19 protein-coding genes and 1 tRNA gene are annotated in these 20212 nt (G+C 53.6%); 8 read left to right on the top strand and 12 right to left on the bottom strand.

Translation table 11 applies throughout. The features are described 5' to 3' along the window. The 3 genes from LC586_RS43510 to LC586_RS43500 all read left to right on the top strand — a co-directional run. Positions 1 to 579 (top strand): zinc-binding dehydrogenase (locus LC586_RS43510; protein WP_229489987.1); only part of this gene is annotated, 579 nt, incomplete at its 5' end. A 75-nt stretch (positions 580 to 654) separates the two neighbouring features. Then, positions 655 to 1017 carry a VOC family protein gene (locus LC586_RS43505; RefSeq protein WP_229489986.1) on the top strand — a complete coding sequence of 121 codons (363 nt, stop codon included), beginning with the start codon at positions 655 to 657 and terminating at the stop codon, positions 1015 to 1017. 121 nt (positions 1018 to 1138) lie between these two features. Beyond that, positions 1139 to 1717: a protein-tyrosine phosphatase family protein gene (locus LC586_RS43500; RefSeq protein WP_229489985.1), complete on the top strand. Its 579-nt coding sequence runs from the start codon at positions 1139 to 1141 to the stop codon at positions 1715 to 1717. Positions 1718 to 1795: 78 nt separating this feature from the next. On the opposite strand, the gene ctrA is transcribed toward LC586_RS43500, so the two are convergent. Then, positions 1796 to 2497: a response regulator transcription factor CtrA gene (ctrA, locus tag LC586_RS43495; RefSeq protein WP_223612517.1), complete on the bottom strand. Its 702-nt coding sequence runs from the start codon at positions 2495 to 2497 to the stop codon at positions 1796 to 1798. Between the two features lie 454 nt (positions 2498 to 2951). Here ctrA and LC586_RS43490 point away from each other — a divergent pair, with 454 nt between their 5' ends. Then, positions 2952 to 3338 carry a flagellar export protein FliJ gene (locus tag LC586_RS43490; RefSeq protein ID WP_105731965.1) on the top strand — a complete coding sequence of 129 codons (387 nt, stop codon included), beginning with the start codon at positions 2952 to 2954 and terminating at the stop codon, positions 3336 to 3338. 24 nt (positions 3339 to 3362) lie between these two features. Here LC586_RS43490 and LC586_RS43485 read toward each other — a convergent pair whose 3' ends face one another. Beyond that, positions 3363 to 3659, bottom strand: coding sequence for an N-acetyltransferase (locus LC586_RS43485; protein WP_229489984.1), 297 nt, complete (start codon positions 3657 to 3659; stop codon positions 3363 to 3365). Between the two features lie 166 nt (positions 3660 to 3825). Beyond that, positions 3826 to 4101, bottom strand: coding sequence for a CtrA inhibitor SciP (sciP, locus tag LC586_RS43480; RefSeq protein WP_091878079.1), 276 nt, complete (start codon positions 4099 to 4101; stop codon positions 3826 to 3828). Between the two features lie 304 nt (positions 4102 to 4405). On the opposite strand from sciP, the gene mnmA reads away from it, so the two are divergent. Then, positions 4406 to 5596, top strand: coding sequence for a tRNA 2-thiouridine(34) synthase MnmA (gene mnmA, locus LC586_RS43475; protein WP_229489983.1), 1191 nt, complete (start codon positions 4406 to 4408; stop codon positions 5594 to 5596). 39 nt (positions 5597 to 5635) lie between these two features. Here mnmA and LC586_RS43470 read toward each other — a convergent pair whose 3' ends face one another. Both LC586_RS43470 and LC586_RS43465 read right to left on the bottom strand, forming a co-directional pair. Further along, positions 5636 to 6766, bottom strand: coding sequence for a DegT/DnrJ/EryC1/StrS family aminotransferase (locus LC586_RS43470; protein WP_229489982.1), 1131 nt, complete (start codon positions 6764 to 6766; stop codon positions 5636 to 5638). A 169-nt stretch (positions 6767 to 6935) separates the two neighbouring features. Then, a complete protein-coding gene (locus LC586_RS43465; protein WP_229489981.1) occupies positions 6936 to 7928 on the bottom strand; it encodes a Gfo/Idh/MocA family protein in 993 nt (330 codons plus the stop codon). A gap of 157 nt (positions 7929 to 8085) precedes the next feature. On the opposite strand from LC586_RS43465, the gene LC586_RS43460 reads away from it, so the two are divergent. Beyond that, positions 8086 to 8162 (top strand) — tRNA-Met (locus LC586_RS43460). Here the strand turns inward: LC586_RS43460 and LC586_RS43455 are convergent. From LC586_RS43455 to LC586_RS43445, 3 genes are all read right to left on the bottom strand, one after another. Further along, positions 8119 to 9720, bottom strand: coding sequence for a recombinase family protein (locus tag LC586_RS43455; protein ID WP_426137200.1), 1602 nt, complete (start codon positions 9718 to 9720; stop codon positions 8119 to 8121). The genes LC586_RS43460 and LC586_RS43455 overlap by 44 nt on opposite strands. Beyond that, positions 9717 to 10274 (bottom strand): hypothetical protein, encoded by a 558-nt coding sequence (locus tag LC586_RS43450; protein WP_229489979.1) that lies wholly within the window; start codon positions 10272 to 10274, stop codon positions 9717 to 9719. The genes LC586_RS43455 and LC586_RS43450 overlap by 4 nt, the downstream gene beginning before the upstream one ends. Positions 10275 to 10733: 459 nt before the next feature. Then, positions 10734 to 11177, bottom strand: a complete 444-nt coding sequence (locus tag LC586_RS43445; RefSeq protein ID WP_229489978.1) for a hypothetical protein — start codon at positions 11175 to 11177, stop codon at positions 10734 to 10736. A 61-nt stretch (positions 11178 to 11238) separates the two neighbouring features. Here LC586_RS43445 and LC586_RS43440 point away from each other — a divergent pair, with 61 nt between their 5' ends. Continuing rightward, a complete protein-coding gene (locus LC586_RS43440) occupies positions 11239 to 11520 on the top strand; it encodes a helix-turn-helix domain-containing protein (RefSeq protein ID WP_229489988.1) in 282 nt (93 codons plus the stop codon). Between the two features lie 335 nt (positions 11521 to 11855). Here the strand turns inward: LC586_RS43440 and LC586_RS43435 are convergent, their stop codons facing one another. The 4 genes from LC586_RS43435 to LC586_RS43420 form a co-directional block, all read right to left on the bottom strand. Beyond that, complete coding sequence (locus LC586_RS43435) at positions 11856 to 14153, bottom strand: hypothetical protein (protein ID WP_229489977.1); 2298 nt, start codon at positions 14151 to 14153, stop codon at positions 11856 to 11858. Between the two features lie 9 nt (positions 14154 to 14162). Then, the gene (locus LC586_RS43430; protein WP_229489976.1) at positions 14163 to 14453 is read right to left on the bottom strand and encodes a pyocin activator PrtN family protein; all 291 of its coding nucleotides are present in this window, start codon (positions 14451 to 14453) and stop codon (positions 14163 to 14165) included. Between the two features lie 320 nt (positions 14454 to 14773). Continuing rightward, positions 14774 to 16654, bottom strand: coding sequence for an AAA family ATPase (locus LC586_RS43425; RefSeq protein ID WP_229489975.1), 1881 nt, complete (start codon positions 16652 to 16654; stop codon positions 14774 to 14776). Between the two features lie 201 nt (positions 16655 to 16855). Beyond that, positions 16856 to 19432 (bottom strand): hypothetical protein, encoded by a 2577-nt coding sequence (locus LC586_RS43420; protein WP_229489974.1) that lies wholly within the window; start codon positions 19430 to 19432, stop codon positions 16856 to 16858. 126 nt (positions 19433 to 19558) lie between these two features. Here LC586_RS43420 and LC586_RS43415 point away from each other — a divergent pair. Next, the coding region (locus LC586_RS43415) for a hypothetical protein (protein WP_229489973.1) at positions 19559 to 20212 on the top strand (654 nt) is incomplete at its 3' end.

Here is a 20212-nt window from a genome sequence, read left to right as displayed (position 1 = left end):
ATGCTTCTGCACGAGGTCCGCTCTGTCAGGCCGGGCGAATGGGTGCTGGTTCACGCGGCGGCAGGCGGCGTCGGCCAGCTGGTCTCGCGCTGGGCGAAGCGTTTGGGAGCCAATGTCATCGGCACAGTCGGGTCGGAAGGCAAAATCGCAGCCGCAAAGGCGGCGGGCGCCGATGAGGTGCTGCTGTACAAATCAGGCGACTGGGCCAATGACGTCCGCCGCATCTCCGACAACAAGGGTGTCCACCTCGCCGTCGACGGTATCGGCGGATCGATCTTCATGGAAACGTTGAAGACAATCCGGCCCTTCGGCATCCTGGGCTCCATCGGCCAGCCGGCGGGCCCGGTGCCGCCGGTCCGGCTCGAAGACCTGGGCAACATCGCGGTCATGCGCCCAAGCGTCATTGCTGCCGTCAACGATCCGGCGTTCTACCAGCGCGGGTCAAAAGCCCTGATTACCGCCCTGCAGGACGGCTTGAGCAACCCGATAGGCGCGGAATATCACCTGCGCGATGCAGCCGGGGCACAAGCGGATCTGGAAGCGGGCAAAACAACGGGCAGTGTCATTCTGACCACCTGACCATGCCTGTTGCCGCCCCGCCGCGTGCTCGCTAGGTTGATATCTCAAGAGCAAGCAGTCCGAAGGCTGAAGACGATGGCGATAACCGGAATTGAACACATCCAGCTGGCCATGCCCGCGGGCGAAGAACAGGCGGCACGCGCATTCTATGATGGCCTTCTCGGCATCCCCGAAGTGCCCAAGCCCGCATCGCTCGCCGGGCGCGGCGGATGCTGGTTTGAAACCGGCAGCGTCCGCCTTCATCTTGGCGTCGAGCAGAATTTTTCTCCCGCGAAAAAAGCGCATCCCGCGCTGTTGACGGACAATCTTGCTGCGCTGGTCCACGCATTGGAAGCGGCGGGCTATGCCATTGCCGAAGACCAGCCGCTGGAAAAATACGACCGGCGCTTCGTCCACGATCCCTTCGGCAACCGCATCGAACTGATGCAGCCCAGATGAATTGCCTTTGCCAGTCCGCGTCGTAAATATGCCGGAAAACCTCGGATAATCTTTGCCATCGCCGCGGAACGCTTCCACAATGCGATTGGCGCCACACAAGCATCAGGATTACCGATTCCCCATGAAACCTTTGTCCATCTCCACGCTGACCATCTGCGGCATTGATGAACTGCCCGCCCAGAGCGGACGCACCGTCACCCATGTCCTGTCCATTCTCGACCCGAACTGGCCGGAACTCGAGGCATTCCGGGCCTATGGCACCCATCACCGCACGACACTGAACTTTCACGACATCATCGACGCCGATGAAGGCAAGATCCTGCCGCAGCCGCAACACGTTGCGGAAATCCTGAACTTCGGCAAGGCGCTGGCTGAATCAAAGGCGGAAGGCGCCGAGGGCCACCTGCTGATCCATTGCCACATGGGCATATCCCGCTCGACAGCAGCCATGCTCTCCCTCCTCGCCCAGACCTATCCCGATGAATCCGAAGTCCGGCTGTTCGAGCGCCTGCGGCAGATACGCCCGCAGGCCTGGCCGAATTCCCTGATGATCCAGTATGCGGATGATCTCCTGGGCCGGAATGGCAAGCTGGTCGATGAACTGCGCCGCCACTATGGCTGGCAGATCAAGCGCGAGCCGAATTATCTCGAATGGATGGCCCGCATCGGCCGCAGCCGCGAGCTGGACATGGCCGTTTGACCCGCATCAAACATGCAAAACGCAAAAAGGCTCCGTCACTGACGGAGCCTTTTTGCTTGAATGACCCGAGACGAAGGCTCAGGCGATTTCGCGCATGTCCGACGCATCCGGCTCACGCAGCACATAGCCGCGGCCCCAGACGGTCTCGATGTAGTTGATACCGCCGGAAGCACTGTCGAGCTTCTTGCGCAGCTTGCAGATGAAAACGTCGATGATCTTCAATTCAGGCTCATCCATGCCGCCATAGAGGTGGTTGAGGAACATTTCCTTGGTGAGCGTCGTCCCTTTGCGGAGCGAGAGCAGCTCCAGCATCTGGTATTCCTTGCCGGTGAGGTGAACGCGCTGGCCGGTGACTTCAACCGTCTTGGCATCGAGGTTCACGATCAGGTCGCCTGTGGTGATGACCGACTGGGCATGGCCCTTCGAGCGGCGAACGATCGCGTGGATGCGGGCAACCAGTTCGTCCTTGTGGAAAGGCTTGGTCATATAGTCGTCGGCGCCGAAACCGAGGCCGCGCACCTTGTCCTCGATGCCGGCCATGCCGGAGAGGATGAGGATGGGCGTCTTGACCTTGGACAGACGCAGGGTCCTCAGGACTTCATAGCCGGACATATCCGGCAGGTTGAGGTCGAGGAGGATGATATCGTAGTCGTAGAGTTTGCCGAGATCGACACCCTCTTCGCCCAGATCCGTCGTATAAACATTGAAGCTTTCCGACTTGAGCATCAACTCGATGCTCTGGGCCGTCGCACTATCGTCTTCGATTAAAAGAACCCGCATATCATTCCCCTTTTCCCGCCGCTGAAATGGGTTGCCGTGCAATCCCGAAGTCAGGTCGCGAAACAAGCCGTTTCCATAACGTTAAGATTGCCACCGAATGGTTAACAAAATCTAATTCCGCTTTGCAAGTGTCTTTGACTCATAAGTTAAAAATCACAGGCACCGCATTGATTCATAAGGTGAGTCACCCGGCCAGAAACCATCAGCCAAAGCTTCAGGTTCTGCGCCTAAGCGATTCATTCGACTCAATAAATTTTTAGCCAGACACGGCCGACTTCGATTTACCGAGCTTTAAGTCTTAAGGCGTATGATTAATGCTGAACGTAAAGGAAAGGTTACCAGACGCGGCAACCTTTAAGTTTTTGTTTCATTTTCCCGAAGTGATTCGGGTGAAACGCCAGCCGGATGACTCCTGTTGAAGGGTCTGCGTACCGGCTTTGTGGGGGTAGTGAGTATGAAGTCGCATGAAGGTTTGGTTCGATTGAAACTGTTTCAGGTCAAGGAAAAGCGCCGCCAGCTCGGCCAGCTTGATCTCATGATGGGTGAATTCGAACGCATGGCTGCTGAGTTGGACGCGCAGATTATGTCCGAGGAAAAGAAGGCGGGCATTACCGACACGTCGCATTTTGCCTACCCGACATTCGCCAAGGCTGCGCGCCAGCGTCGCGACAATCTGTTTGATTCGATCCGTGATCTGAAGGCTCAGAAGGACGATGCCGAGGCGGCACTGGCCGAATCAGAAGCCGAACTGGCGAAAGCCGAGGCGCTGGAACAGCGCGACGGCAAGGTCCGCGATATAGACGACATGCCGGTCGCCGACAAACGCGCCATGATCGGCTGACCGGGAACGGCAGCCGGGTCTGTTTCAGCTCTGCCGCACCACATCGGCCCAATCCTTGTGCCGCAGGGATTGGGCGCGCATGAACGGGCATAGGGGAATGATTTTCCATCCCCCTGCCCTCGCATCTTCCACCGCATGCAGCGCCAGCGCCTGCCCCACGCCCTGGCCGCGCAGCGCATCCGGCACACCCGTGTGATCAACGATGATCAGTTCGGGATTCACCCGGGAAAACGTCATCTCCGCCTCGTGCCCCGAGACGACGGTCACATAGCGTCCGCCCTTGGCGGTTTCTTCCTTGGTAATTTTGATATCGTCTGCCATTCAACGTCTCCTTGACGCAAGAAGTGCCTTGCCGTCATCCGTGATCAGTTAGATCAGGTTTTGTGGCTCAGCGGAACATCTTGGCAGCAACGCGTTCATGCTTCCCGTGAAAAGGAAAAGGCTGGTCTCAACGACCAGCCTCAGCCAAACTCAAAGGCGACATCATCTAATGACGATATTGCTGTATCCGGGTTGTTCTTAGTCCAGCCAGGCCATGATCGGAGATCGAGGACTGCCAGGACAGGAACTCTTCCACCGTCAATGTATAGCGATGGCAAGCCTCCTCAAGACTAAGAAGACCACCGCGCACAGCGGCAACCACCTCAGCCTTGCGGCGAATAACCCAACGCCGCGTATTGGCGGGCGGAAGATCGGCGATGGTCAGCGGGCTGCCATCCGGGCCGATTACATATTTTACTCTCGGTCGAACAAGATCGGTCATTGTACTCTCTACACTAAACTTCAAGACCTATCGCAGCCGACATTACAGGCAGGGCTTTAATAATTGCCTAAACAGCGAGTCATTCTCTGGTAACTTCTGCAAATTCCAGGAGATTGTTGAAAATGACCATTTTGCCGGCTTTGACCGGTGTCACCGGCCGTGGCCACAGCGACACATCGCTCACCTTTGCGTGAGAAAAATGCGCCGCCTGCCACTTCCTGTTGGCAAGATCGAGTCAATTGACCTATATAGGGGCCTTGAATATCCCTGCGCCGTTATGTCGCTGCAAGAACCGGATCCGCTTATGACACTGAATAATCTCGATCTGCCGGGCAAGCCGGAAGACACACGTATCGTCGTCGCCATGTCTGGCGGCGTGGATTCTTCTGTTGTGGCGGGCATTCTCAAACGTCAGGGTTATGATGTCGTCGGCGTTACCTTGCAGCTCTATGATCACGGAGCATCGACCCACCGCGCGGGCTCCTGCTGCGCCGGGCAGGATATCGAAGATGCGCGCCGCGTCTCCGAACGCCTTGGCATTCCGCATTATGTGCTGGACTACGAAGCGCGCTTCCGCGAGGCCGTGATCGATCCCTTTGCCAACAGCTATGTCAGCGGCGAAACGCCTATCCCTTGCGTATCCTGCAACCAGACGGTGAAGTTTGCCGATCTCCTGCAGACGGCCAGGGATCTGGGCGCCGATGCGCTCGCCACCGGACATTATATCCGCAGCCATGCCAATGGCGCGCACCGCGCGCTCTACCGCCCGGTCGATACGGACAAGGACCAGAGCTATTTCCTGTTTGCAACCACGCAGGAACAGATCGACTACCTGCGCTTCCCGCTGGGATCACTGACCAAGCCGGAAACCCGCGCCATTGCCGAAGAGCTCGGCCTGTCCGTTGCCAACAAGCAGGACAGCCAGGACATCTGCTTTGTTCCGCAGGGCAAGTATTCCGACATTATTTCCAAGCTGAAGCCCGAGGCCGCCAATCCCGGCGATATCGTCCATATCGACGGACGCGTGCTTGGCCGCCATGAGGGCATCGTGCACTACACCATCGGCCAGCGCCGCGGCATCGGCGTGGCGACGGGCGACCCGCTCTACGTTGTCCATCTCGACGCGGCCAATGCACGTGTGGTCGTCGGCCCGCGCGAAGCGCTGGAAACCCGCAAGGTTTTCCTGCGCAACGTCAACTGGCTCGGAGATGATGCGCTCGAGAGCATTCCGGAAGGCGGCGTTGAAGTATATGCCAAGGTCCGTTCGACCCGTCCGCCGCGCCCGGCTGTCATGCACCACCGCGACGGCGAGACCTGGGTCGAGCTGGTCGATGGTGAAAGCGGCATCGCCCCCGGCCAGGCCTGCGTTCTCTATTCCGATGACAGCAACACCGCCCGTGTCTATGGCGGCGGCTTCATCGGCCGCTCCGAACGGGCCCCGCAGGCGGAAGCCATGCTCAAGCGCCTGGCACAACAGGGCCAGGCCGTCGCCTGATCGCACAAACCTCTGTCAGCGATGCAGCCCCAAAAGCGCTTAGGCAGCGCTTTTGGTCTTGAACTCGCGAATGGTTCCGATGATGCGGTCCTGATCAGCCTCGCTCAGATAGGCATGCATCGGCAGGCACAGGATGTTCTTCGGCAGCGTTTCCGACACGGCAAGGCCGCCCGGCGCGCGCATATAGTGCGCATATGCTTCCTGCAGATGCAGCGGCTTGACATAATAGATCACTGAAGGAATGCCGTTGGCCTGCAGATGCGCCTTGAGCGCGTCGCGGTTCTCGGTCTCGATGGCATATTGCGCCCAGGCCGAGCGTGAACCCTCCGGCATAAGGGCGACCTTGACCACATCCTTCAGGCCGTTGGCATAGCGCTTGGCCACGATCTGGCGCGCTTCCATCTCGTCTTCGAGAATGGCGAGCTTCTCAATGAGGACCGCCGCCTGGATCGTATCGAGGCGCGAATTCATGCCGACGCGCACATTGTCATACTGCGTCTCGCCCTTGCCGTGGAACAGGATGGAGCGCAACAGGTCGGCCAGCGCCGCGTCATTGGTGAACATGGCACCGCCGTCGCCATAGCAGCCCAGAGGTTTTGCCGGGTAGAAACTGGTCGCGCCGACATGGCCGAACGCGCCGCACATCGCATTGTCGCGCTTGCCGCCGATCGACTGCGCCGCATCTTCGATCACGAACAGGCCATACTTGTCGGCAATCGCCGATACCGAGGTGTAGTTGGCGGCGAGGCCGAACAGATCGACCGGGATGATGGCCTTTGGCTGCAACCGGCCTTCCGCCAGGACGGCCTTGATCGCCGCTTCCAGCTGCTCGACATTGATGTTGTAGGTGTCGGCGTCGACATCGATGAAAACCGGCTCCGCTCCGACAAGCGCCACGACCTCGGCGGTGGCGGCGAAGGTGAAGCTCGGGCAGAACACCGCATCACCCGGACCGATGCCGCGGGCCATCAGCGGAATCTGCAGGGCATCCGTGCCATTGGCACAGGCAACCACATGCTCGACACCGAGATATGCACCAAGACGCTTTTCGAACTCGGCAACTTCCGGTCCGAGAATATATTTGCCTTCACGCACCACTTTGGCGATTGCCGCATCAAGCTTGCTGCTAATCCGTTCACGCTGTGCGCCGAGATCGATGAACTGCATCATTGCTCCAATATCAATTGTTCCGCGAATCCGTCGCGGAAAACGGTCAAGACAACTCTTTAGAAGGGCCGTGGGAGGTCTGCCAGACGTTGTCGTTCAAAGTTTGTCCGGTCTTGTAACAACGCTTTACACTGAGCGCAATCTTGCAGCACTTGTGGGGCCGCAGGACGGATCAGCTCGCCTTGTCGTGCGCGACCGTGCCGGCGGTCAGAATCCGCAGGACGCGAATCGCTTCCTCACCATCGGTGACCGGCTCGCTGCGCGTGTTGATGCTGTCGATGAAATTCTGGCATTCCCGGGTCAGCGGCATGCCCTGCGCAATCTTGACATAGGTCGGCTCTTCCGTCGTCGACGCCCACTGGCCGTTATCCTGCCAGATCGAATGCTTGTAGACGGCAAGCTTCTTGTCCCACTGCTCCATGTCATCGAAAACGGCCATGGCCTTGGTTCCCACCACCGTAAGCCTGCGCTCGCGATAGGGATTGAGCCGCGAGGCAAAAAGGTGCCCGCGAATATTATTGGGAAAGCGCATGTGCAGATGGGCGAAATCGCTGAGGTGATCGAGCACCGCCGCGCCCTCGCCGCGCACTTCCAAAGGTTCGGTGCCGGTGATGGCCAGGATCATCGACAGGTCATGCGGCGCCAGATCCCAGAGGGCATCGTTTTCCGTGTGGAATTTTCCAAGACCGAGACGATGGGAATGGATATAGCGCACATCGCCGAGATCGCCCGCCTTGATGAGCTCCAGAAGCCGTTCGAATGCCGGATGAAAACGCAGGACGTGTCCGACCATGAAGATGCGCCCGTTGTCGCGCGCGGCCTTCACGGCGGCTTCCGCATCGGGAACGGTCAGGGCAATCGGCTTTTCGACGAGGACGTCCTTGCCATTGGTGACGGCGCGAATCGCCGCAGCCGCGTGAAATTGCGGCGGCAGGGCCATGACGATGGCATCGACCTCCGGATGGGTGAAAAGATCGTCGACTTCAATGTGCAGAACATTCTGCTCCGCGGCGAAGCCGGCGGCGCGATCGGTGTTCTGGTCGGAGACTGCAAACAGCGCCCCGAGACTCTTCAATGTCCGGATATGATTGCTGCCCCAATAGCCGCAACCCAGCACTGCAATCCGTGGAGCCATCTTTTCAGCCTTTTTCATATCGGCATCCATTATCCGCAGGAAGAAACGAACACAAGTCTTCGATACGGAGAAGATTGCTTGACAGGCCGTTGCTCCCCACATATATCCGCCCCGTCCCTGTCAATTGACAGCGCGTCCCCCGGTCCTCACTTGCAGGCTAGCCGTTCACGGGTCGCATGACATATGGGGCGAAGTAGCTCAGTAGGTTAGAGCAGAGGAATCATAATCCTTGTGTCGGGGGTTCGAATCCCTCCTTCGCTACCATTGTCACAGCCGACAAGCCGGCTCCCAGAAGACTGGATAGATACCCCTTTATTTGAACTACGTATTCGTCACCTTTGTGGCGAGGCATGACGATTACTTCTGCAACCAGCTCACGGAACGAACCTATGAGCTCACTATCGGGCGCAACATCCCCCTGTGAAAGGATGGAGGCCAGATTCTCTATGTTCTCCCGAAAGCGCTCTACGGCCTGCGGATGAAGCTCAATGACATTGGTGTCTTCACCGGCAGTTGCCAGATCGGCGTTAAGCCTATCTTTCTCCGCCCTCAATGAGGCAAGTAGCGGCTTGGCTTCATCATCGGATATTAGATCGGCAGCTATCTTACCAATCAATCTGTCTAGTTTGGATTGCGTCTCTGCCAACTTCTGCGAGGTTGTACCGCGACTTCTGCGAGCCTCCGACTCTATTCGCCGGCGCTCATCACGATAGGCTTTGACGTATTCCGCGATGATTATCGGATCTGCGAATTGGAGCCGTAACGCATCGATCACATGGGTTTCCACCTTCTCGATATAGTATCGCGCGGAATTGCTGCAGGAACGAGACTCCCGGTATGTGCTGCACTGAATACGCGGGCCGCTCCTGTCATGGCCAATCATAACCAGACCGCCTCCACATCCACCGCATTTCAGCAGCCCGCTAAGTACGCGCTTGTTCCTTGGTGCATGGTTAGCATGCACCCCGCCGACAGCTTCCTTGCGTGCCTGCACAGCATCAAAAAGCGTCTGGTCGATAATTCGAAGGTGCGGCACATCGGCATATCGAAACTCGGAGGGATCGTTTGGCCGTGATACCCGCTTGCCGGTCGCGGGGTCTTTCACCATGCGCACACGATTCCAGATGATGCGGCCCGAATAAATAGGATTGCGTAGAATGCCATTACCACGCTTGCCATTGCCATTGATCGTAGGAGCGGACCAGCGCGGACCGCGTGGCGCAGGAATGCCATCGTTGTTCAACGTACCCGCGATATCGCGCGGACTTTGACCAGCAGCGTAAGCTTTAAATATCCGAAGTACCGTTTCAGCCTCAGCAGGAACAATGCTTAGCTCGCCAGCCTCCCCCAGGATAGGGCTATATCCGTACGCCTTGCCACCTGCGTTGCGTTTATCGTCAATGACGCCCATGAGGCCACGCTTTACTTTGCGAGCCCCCTCCTCGCGCTGCATTTGGCCAACAATGCCGTGCATGCCGATCTGAAGAGAATCCTGCCTGCCGCCGTTGACGCAATTTATCTCAATGCCACGGAAATTCAGTTTCTTGTGTATGCCTGCTAGATCTTCCATATCGCGGCTGATGCGATCAGGTGCCTCTGATATCAAAACGTCAAAACCACCCTCATGAGCGGATTCCATTAAATCAGCCAATCCGGGACGACCGAACATCGAGGCGCCAGAGCGCGCTTTGTCTGAGTAACACGCAACTAAGCTGCACCCGATACGCACCGCGTATTCCGAGCATAGCATGATCTGGTCATCTACTGATTTATCGTTCTGAAGGTCAGTAGAGAACCGCGCATAGATGGCAGCACGCTTCATATTGTGACCTCGTTAAAATGCTCAGGCAGATTCCAGGGCTTTGCGCCATACCTCACGCGGAACCGGTTGTGGCCCTCAAAGATTTTTTTGGCTTCGGGAGATGAATCCTTGTCCCGCACAATGACATTCATTTTTACAAACTTCCACCATGTCCCTCCCTCGGCTACATAGTCGTGTTTGCGGCCTCCCGGCTGTAGCATCTTACGAACATCATCATCCGTTGTGCGCCAATGGTCAGGTATGCGATTATCCTTTGAGCGGTAATGATTGAAGCAATCGCCGCTCTTAATTTGAGCCGATCCATAAGAGATTACATCGTATGGGTTGAAATAGACGATCGTGCCGCCCCTGCTTCCCGCCAAAAAGTAGTCCCAATCCAATCGAGCGCAGACCTTCCGCGTGGCTCGGATCAGCGACACTCGGTGCTTTTTCTCTATCCGATTTGCGCCGAAGAATACGCGGTCAGCTAAATCCTCCACAGTGAATGAGCTGTCTGGATTCTCCAGAAACACTTTCTCAACCGCCCTTTCGATTTTTCCGGGTCCGCGGCTCATATAAGTGTTTCCAAGAGAATGTCGTACGTCGCATGGAAACACATAGTCATGGTGCCATTCGCCTATTATCGTTTGCGGCCTCCGGTGCGCGCGCGTCGATGCGGGCCTGTCGGCGGGCCATCGTGCGGATCATGCTCAAGAGCGGCTCTGATGCTAGCAAAGGCGGTTTGGCTTTAATCAATATCATCTTTGACTCACCTTCCTTCTGGTTATGGTTGCTAGTCGGAATTATCTCGATCCAAACGCAAAATTGTGCAAACGGCCCCAACAAAAGTTTTTCGGACCGTTTTCAATAAAAAACGCGGGCAAGCTGAAACTTACCCGCGTCGATGGGTGGCCACCCGCGTCTTATCTTCTTTTCGATGGTCTCATTCCGGGCTCCTCGGGTTCGCCGCACTGGGGAGGTTGCGGCGGTTGTGGTTCTCCTCGCGCAGGTGGTGACTGCGTTGATGGTCGTGATTAGTGGAACCTGCTGTTGTACGCTGCCACCTGCCGGCGCCAGCGGCGTATAGAAGACGCGTGAAGGCCGGTCACATCAGCGATAACGTTGATCTCGTATCCGGCGCGCAGCATCGCCACAATCACATCCCGATGTTTGCTCTTGGTGCGCTCCAGCAGCGCCATGCGAGCCTGTGCTTGCCGGCGGATTCTGCTCGTATCGCCAGCCCATGGATTGCCCATCCGGTTGGCAATCGCATTACTGAGCATGATAGCCAGTTTGAGTTCTTGCTGGCTCTTCGCATTCTTGATGGTGTCGCGAGCAAGTTCGTGGAAATCCTGCCAGGAGATCTGCGTGTCTGGAAGGATGAAAGAATCGAGAGGCGTGCCGTGCGCATAGTCAACGCCGGCAATTGGCATGCGAGATGAAATCCGGGGTCTGTCTGCAAACTCTTCAAGATACATAGTGCGGCTCCTCGTTGCGTTCAGCAATAAACTTCTATATCAGTAAAAAACACCAACCTTGGTGCAAAGTCAACATTATTTATTGATGTTGGTGTTTTTTATTGAGGATAGCGCGATGAACCCTGCTCAATGTCGAGCTGCACGAGCAATGTTGGAATGGACGCAACCTGAATTAGCGAAGGAGGCCGGCGTCTCTGCGTCAACGATTCGAGATTTTGAAGCTTCTCGACGGATACCTATTGCGAATAATCTCGCGGCAATCGAACGCGCCCTCGTCGATGCAGGCGTGTTGTTTATCGATCCGAACGGCAATGGTCCTGGTGTGAGGCTGAGGGATCGATGATGAGACGATTTGGTGTAGCGTACCGGACGGGAGATATTTCCATCGATCAAGTGTTGGAAGTGATTCACAATAGCACTTTGCAGGTGCCCAACGAGTTGCAGATGGGAGGAGAGCAATACGACAGTTGGCTCGTCTTTATGATTGAACTTGTGGAAAAATTGCCAGAAGAGCATCCAGTGAGATTAGCATGCGGGAGCCTGTATACATACGGACAACACTGGAATTATCGGTCAACATGGGACGAGAAAAAATGCGCGACGCATTATACCACGCTCATTACTCGGCTTTGGCCAGTCCTGGATCGCGTCGCCTCGAATGGATCGGTGGGACGTTAGTCACCCCGCTTCCCAAACTTCGTTCAGTACTTTGGCGGCAAGCGCCGCCTTGTCGAAAGGCAAGAATCGCCCATAATGTTTGGCTACGGTGTCTGGGGTGTCCTGGATAGCATAGCTGGCCTGTTCGTATGATCCGGTCTTTTTAAGAATGTGCGTCGCGAGCACATCGCGCACATTGTGGGGGCCGTGTGGCAACAGACCCTTGATGGCGCCACGTTTCGTGAATGGGTTGTAAATGCCGTACCGCTGGATGATGAGACGCCATGCTTCGTAGAAAGTGGTTCTATCGTAGGAAGCATCTTCAGAACTAGACTTGACCGTCTTGATGAACAGTGTACCTGGATCCGCCGCTTCGGATAAGAGACATGCGCGATGGCGTTCAATGTATTGTTCTAGGCATTCATAAAGCCCAGCAAGATTTGGCAATATGAGCCTAAACGGTTTGTTCGCGAAATATGACGAGTCAGCATTCTTGAATGCAATTGCGGGAATGAAGACCTCCCAGCCCATTTCCTTATTGTTCCAGCGCAATTCTCCCCGCTTTAATTCGACAAGCTGGCGTTCGCTGCGAGGTAATTCGTGCCGCCGACACAACAACAGTTGCCTCAGGTTTTTTTGACGGAGGCCCAGATGGAGGCCAAGCCGTAACATCAATATTGAGCGAACAGACTCGGCGGCAGATTTGGGATACCGCTTCTCGTCTGGCATCAATCTAACTATCTCATCTGTAATCTTTCGATATTCGGCGACGGGACTGTCAGACTCTAGGATTGGTAAAATTGGTTCAAATGCATCACGATGTACGCGCGCTACCTTCTGTATTTCTTTTGCCCTGGTTAAACAGTGTTTGTGGCAAGCATCGCAAACTGAGTGCCAATTGCTAGATGCACTCTCTATGTCAGTTGCACTTATCAGGCCATCAATAGCCGAAAGAGTTTTCGCCAAAGACGGTGTTTGACGGAGCCACCCTGTTTCGGGGCGTGTCAGAGCAATCGCCAACCGTAACATGTCGATTTCCCAAGACGTGTAGAATCCTCTTCGCTGCTCTCTCCATCGGAGATACCAGTCCCAGACTGAGGGAAATGCAAGCAAGCCAAAAGTTAATTTGGCATGTGCAACGCCTAGACCACGGACGGGGCCACTCTCGCTTGCGACCAGCGCTCCAAACAATAATCCAAGATGTTCAACTTTTTGAGATGCCGTCTCCTCACCCCAAATACCATTTCGCTGGTATCCATACGCAACTAATGTGGCTGTCTTGAATCGCAACAGATCATTCATCTGATTCCTAAGATGGATAGGCGCTTCAACGCTTGCTCGATCGAGCTCTGGGTCTGCATCCTTGCCCAGAATAAGACGCTCTCTATCTATGGGATTTCGAAAGCTAATTGCGTATCGCTGCTTCATAGCGATAGCTTGAAAACGCCTGTAGTCAGTGGCGCCACTTACGATGACCCCCCTAACCCAAGCCAGTATTTTTTCCTGTTCATTTATAGGACGCGATTCAAAATCATCGGGCAAATGCCATGCCAAACGGCGACGTTCGGAATCTGCTATCTCTACGGGCTTAAATCCATAAGCAGCACGTGATTTATGCGGTAGCTTCGCTTTGAAATAGCCTGCAGGCAATTGATATCGACGCTCGATACGCTCAAGGACCTCAAAGCTTTCTATATTTCTGGGCGCTCGGGTAGCAGCCATCCAGCTCCAAAAAGTTTTTCGGTCAAATTTTTCACTTGGTTTAATTATGGCTCTGGTCAATGACCAAGTCGTGTCGCCATGTCTGTCCATATGGAGCCTTAGGGCGCCATGAAATGTTTCAGGATCTTCCCACGTAGCCCATAGAGCTTCCGGAAATTCGACCACTGATTTGGGCTTTGTACCCGGTTTGATTCGGGCGGGGAAAAGCTGATCGAGAGGATCCTCCTGAACAATATGCTGAGGCTTTATTCGAATTCTTTTTGTGCTGACGACGATCGGCACGGCTGCCGAGCCATCCAGCGTCTGCCTTTTATTAGACGTGGTAGGCTTCGTCGGTAGCTTCTTGATCTCACGAACAACTAGTTCAAAGATTGCGCTGATATCCTTTGACGCTTGAATCAATCCTTCTGGATCGATGTCGCACGCCTTACCAATGAGATACCAGTTGAAACCGTGCCCCAACCTTGGCGGATATCGCGCTTCCAGATAGCTCTCGCTAAGAAACTGTTGAAGCGATTGAACGTCATTTGGTGGGAAATATGCCGAAACTCGGATTTTGCAAAAATCTGAAATTTTGCGAACTATGATACGACGCATATAAGACACCTATCCGTGCAGTTGCTTGTACTCCCTCAACGCCTCTGCACGCCGAGCATCCAGGTAATCTGCGAAATCTTGTAAGTGAACACCTCTCGCACTTCGTTGGCTGGATTCTAGCCGCAGAAGAGGCAGGACAATTTCGCCAAGGCTGACCTTTCTCAGGAACTTCTCAACGGTTAAATGGGTGAAGAAGTCTCGACATAAGATTTCCACTGGAATGATTGTCATTGGGCCGTATTGAGCAAGCAAGAGGAAGCTAGTATTTAGCTTTGCGTTGTCGGCGTTGGGGTGTTTCATCAAAGCTCCTAGTGTATTGGCAACCACCTTCCCAAACTGGGACACCAACTGTAAAGTCCATCCATGAACACCATTTCAAATCACCTCCACACGTGCGGGCGCCATGAGGGCGCACCGCTTGATTGCGGAGATGGTCGTGAACTTCAAACGGAAGCGCCCGCGGATTGCGGCATGTGGTCTTTGTAAATCCCATAAGACAAATGGCGCCTGCCCTCGGCATAAGGACATGCGCCACGGCAATCGCAAGCGATATCTGGCCGACAGCGATCAACTGAAGTGTGAGGGTGTGATGGTTCCTACTGGAAGCAAATGAGGAATAGCTACTTTGCCATCCCATCTTTCAATTTCAACAATAGGTTGGAGATATTGGCCACGGTTTTAGGGTCGATGCCGTCTATCTCCGACGTCGCGAGAATTTCTGCCAGATAAAAATTCAGCTGTTTTTTACCAGATTTACCATCAAACCGTTGGCGAACTTTTTCCTTCGTCTCCTCTGCAATGAGGTCTTCTAATTTTTTACCAGCGAGACTGCTGTCCATATCCGCAAGTGTTAATGCTATACCGTCGGATAATATCCAGTCTGCTATGTACTTTTCTCTTGCCCTCTTCCCGGCAACATCATCGTCTAAAAGTATGCGAAATTGGCGACCCTCTGACAGAGCGCGAGAAATTGCGGGTCCCAATGATCCGGCACCGAAGCCTGGGACTATTCGCATACCCCCTGGTCTCTTCATCTGCCTCAATACATACTCGAATGCGTTGAAATCGCTTATCCCTTCAACGAAGACTTGAGGCCCAGAACCAACAAGAGCTGGCTCTTGGTACTGAAGTCTTTCCAAAACTGGTTGAAAATAGGATACACGGTCCGGTTGTTGGCTTACAAAATCGCGGTAAGACGTCACCTTAATATTCGTTGGTGTCGAAGAAAACGATGTAGCAAAATCGTCAGAATCATAGTCGACTGACTCATTCTCCACTATATATGCACCTGAGAGCCATTTGGGCTCAATCATATGGTGACTGTGTGTCGAGTAGAAGACTATATTTCCGTCTTTGGCTATCCTTTCAAAACTTTCCAAAAGTTGTGCCTGAGCCCTCGCATGCAAATTGGCAGCAGGTTCGTCAAAAAGAAATAACGTTACTTTACCTCCGCTTGACTTGAATCTAGTAAAAAGCAAGAACGAAAAGAACCAGCGAAAGCCCAATGATCGCTGATTAATTTGATACAAAGACTCTCCGTCCGATACGCTAAATGTCGCATACGGCAGGTCATTGAAACCAGGATCGATATTCCAATCAACCTTAATCTGTTTTGCGGAAACTGGGCGATTGAACACCCGTTGCCAGTTGCCGAGTACTTCTTTTGTAATGGCGGCAGACAGTTTATGAAAAACTGCTTCAACGCTGCGCTTGTCAGTGTCTTCGAAAAACTTGGGAAACCAAGAAGGCGTAGCGTCTCGCGCTTTGAAATCAGAAATTCTCTTAACAACATGGGTTTCGAGATTGAGGCCGCCATCGATAGAATCAAGAACGTCCTGCAACACTGATCGGTAATATCGGTTTACCGGCTTTTCATTTTCATGTTCGGACAGGTATATCTTTTGAGGCAAATCCACCAAGAATGTCGGAAAATATGCCATGTTCGGAAGCTTATTCTTGATCGAATTTACAGAGGCAATCCATAGATCTTTTTCGGACGAACCCTTATCCGGTCGTACATAATTTTTAGGTTTTTTGCTTTTCCCGTGAAGAATTATTGGTTCAAAACCGTTCCAGTAATTCATAAACTCTTTGTACGTGCTATCTTTGAACAAGTAAGCACGTTCCGCTGTCATCATGTCGGGAATGCTTTTCCGATCAAGAGAAAGCTTTTCGTCGGAAAAAATAGAAACAATATCGTCCTTATCTTTTTCTGTTAATTCAACAGTTGATGAGATAGATACTTTTCCGTTGAATGCTGCGCTCTCGTGGATGGGAATTAAACTTGCAATGTGCTGTTGCGCATACGGTCCATCAAAAAGTTGATTGTTGGTACGATCGGATGTGATGAAGTGTGAGAGTGCTTCTAGCACCGTTGTTTTCCCACTTTCATTTAACCCGATGAATGTAAGAATCTTGTTTTCTATACGGTTATGAAAATCAAACTCAGCAGATTCAATGCCTTTAAAATTCTTGATCGCAAACTTTTTAATTCTCGGCACTTTTCTCTCCGCCCGTAAATATTATTCTCCCACGTTATTCTTTAAGGCAACGAGCGTGCAAGTATTTATCTCCTTAGGTAATGGCATTGCCGCATAATTGTGCCACTTAACTCGTGACAATATCGCATCGCAATCCCAAATTAGAGAAAACTCTGCCCACCTCATACTCAAATATAAAAGGTGGGCAGGATTTTAACATAGCTACAACACCCGCGACTTCTGCGCTTTCCTCACGGTGGTCACGATGTGCGCAGGCAATTCGGCACGGTCACGCGCCATGGCTTGTTCAATCCGTGCAACCGCGCCAACGTCGGCGCCGCGGGCATCAATGGTCGGTGCGTAAGTCACTGAAACGGGCGAACTTCCACCACCGCCATAAGAAAGACTGGGCATGCTCGGGCCACGTAGCTTGTGGTTGGGAATGATTTGTGCGCCTTTCGGGACGTTCATCAATTCCGGGCCACGCTCACCGACCCATGAAAGACCACCAGGCGCATTGTCCGTGCCATCAGCAAAGCCTAAAATCTTACCGATGCCGCCTAGAATGCTACCACCTGACGAGCCGCCGCCAGTGGCGCCTGCGATATTGCTGAACAAGCTGTTGATTGCCTGATTCAGAGCCATATCGATGAGCTTGTCGCCAAGCCGGCCCAGTGCATTGCCAAGTGCCTCGGTGGCCTTCACGCCGTTGCGAAGATCAGAAACGAATCCGCTTGCGAAATCCAAAGCCAGGTCTCTGCTTTGGGCGAGCGACTCGTTCATACGAATGAGGCTCGCATTCAGCTCACCCTGTGGGGAATTCGGGTCCAGCCCGGCACTCTTAAGCTGAGAATAGACGCGCTGCTCTGTGGGCGACCTGAACATCTGTTCGCGTTCAAACGTCAAATCCTGCTGCAGTTTTAGTCCAGCTACCTTCTCCGCGGCCTTTCCGTACGACTCTGTCAGCTTATCGATTGCAGCGCGATATTCAGGCGTGAGCTTGCGGCCCTTGTCAGTCGCCTTTTGCAGAAGATCCAACTTAAATCGCAGCGTATCCTGTGCAGTACCGTTGAGACCAATTGTCTTGATCTCTTCGTTCATGCGGTCGATACGATCTTGCCCGCGCTTTAGATTGTCGCGCTCGGCGTTGGCGTCCTTGTCGACCTTCGGCTTGTCGACGTGATTGAGCGATTTGTTGGAAGACTCGAGTTTCTGAAGCTCTGGACCACCAAACCTTTGCTCAAAGTTGAAGCGCGTCTTAAACAATGCCTGAGCTTGGTCGAGCGCATCTTTTGTACTTGGCTTGCCAACGCGATCGCCCGTAAGACCGGCAACATTTGGCCCCCGAAGGCCTGCAGCAATATCGGCGACGGAAGACGACGGCATGCCGTAAATTGTGCCAATAGAGAATTTGGCGTCTTCCGCTTTTTTGATGAGCTTATCAAGCTCACTGGTCATGCTCGACAGGTCGAGAGACTTCCCGGACAAAAGGTCAATCTCATGGATCAAGTCTTTTGCCGATACTTCGCCATTCTTGAACTTTTCAATCATATCCTGAAGAGCAGTCTTTGCCTCACTATTCTTCAGTCCGTTGGCAGTCGAGCTTAAATCGGCCAGAGCCTTTTGATAATCATTCGGTGGTTGAATATTGGCTGCGGCATTCAGTTCGCGGAGTCCCTGCGCACCCTCTAGAAGCTCACCCTTAAGCTTTTGACTAAGCGCTGAACTCTGTATTGCTTCGTTGAAAGCGTCAAAGTCGCCCTTACCTTTCGCCAACTGCTCCCTGAATTTCAGAATCGCCGGCTCAGCCGCTTTGAATTTCTTGTCGACAACGAAATCGTCAGAGCCGGTGATGAAGCCCGACAATGCGACTTTTCCGAAGAATTCACGGTTACTCTGCTCCGCGACCTTTTTGGCCTCTTCTGCCTGCCTGCGTGTGATTGCGTCTAAAACGATGGATGCCGTGGCGCCATATTTTTCGGCGCTGGATTTAGCGCCGTCATAGTAGTCTTTTAGTTCTTTGATATACTCGCCATGCCTTTTGAGCACCTCATCGACGGTTGGAAGCTCCTTCGCGGCCATCAGCTTATAGGCCAGAAATGCAGCGCCACCAGCCGCTACGGCAGCAGTTGCCAACGGAAACTTTGTGACGATACCCATGGCCATATCGCCAACAGCCCGAACGGCGCCCATCGCCCCGCCAGGCCCGCTAGCAACATATGACAAATGGCTCAACTGTCCTGTAAGCGCCTGTACCGGCGAAATACCGAGCGCTAACTGTTCCGTGATACTGCGCACGGAGTGCTGCAGGGCCATCATCTGCGTTGGACCCAGTTGGCTGGAGCCGTGTCCACCAGCGGAATTGCGCCCCTTGATCGCCGCAATGCTGGCCAACGCGGCCTGACGTTCACGACTCATCGCAGCCGCCATTTCATCGGCAGAAACTGCGCCGAGGGCGTTGGCTGTCTTAATCTCAGCGATGGCAGCCTTGTAATTGCTGATGGTAGAAAAGACAGGATTGATCTTGGCGCGCAAGTCATCGAATTGCTTGCCTTGATCAGCCAAGGCGCCAGACCACTCTTTGGTGGCCTTGACGCCGACACCAACGATACCGTTGATTTGGTTCTGCAGGGCCGTGGTCATCGACTTGTCGACGCCCTTACCTACACTTTCAAATCGGCTCTGGATTTGAGCCGCCGACACACCGACATCGCTTACGAGTTTGTTGAGTGCGCGACTAATTGTGGAAGTGTCGGTGCTTACACCGATAATTAGATCATCGTTGTTGTTGTTGGCCATTTTGGCCTCCGTTGATATGAAAAAACCCGCTCAAAGGCGGGCGAAAAGGTGAGGTGTGAGGGCTTGGCGACTTGTCTCAAGGCCTGCTACGAGATGGCGGGCGAGATGGAGAGGGCAGTGGCACCTATGGCAACGGAATTAGATATGAGGCATCGAGTTGTGCCTCTCGTACTTATTGGTTGTGTTTTTTTGATCATGCTTGGGGCTTGGAGTACTAAGTACCCGTATATTATCAAAGCCATTGGGAGCTTTATCTATGACTTTCAGACTCTAATAGGCGCTCTACTGGCACTTGCTGGAGCGTGGTGGGGTGTTTCCGCAATACGGAAGCAAATCCACCAAACCGAAGATCTGGAGAGGCGACGTATATCAAGCAAGAAAGAAGCAGCGAGAGCCGTTCTACCACTAACGTTATCATCCATTACAGGCTACGAAAGAGAACTAATTGGTTCGTTGAGAATGCTCCATCAGCAGTACAACGGGCAGCGATTTAAGCCTGACGCGATAGTGCCCTCTCTACCCGACTTCCCATACGATGTGATATCTTCACTTAAGGAAACAATAGAATTCTCAACGTCAGTAGAGGTCGAAATCTTTGCCCGCTTGTTATCAAATATTCAAGTCTGTGAGGCTCGGGTACGATCCATGTTCTCCAGCATTGAAGGATCCCCCCATAGTCGGCGAAGCGAACTTCGTGCGAACGTGGAAGAGTACATGCTCAATGCGATGGTCATACATAAACGCGCTGAATCAATATTTGATTATGCTCGTCGCGAAACA

This window comes from Nostoc favosum CHAB5714, from assembly GCF_020829495.1.
Lineage (GTDB): Bacteria > Cyanobacteriota > Cyanobacteriia > Cyanobacteriales > Nostocaceae > Nostoc > Nostoc favosum.
This window is presented reverse-complemented; position numbering and strand designations above follow the sequence as displayed.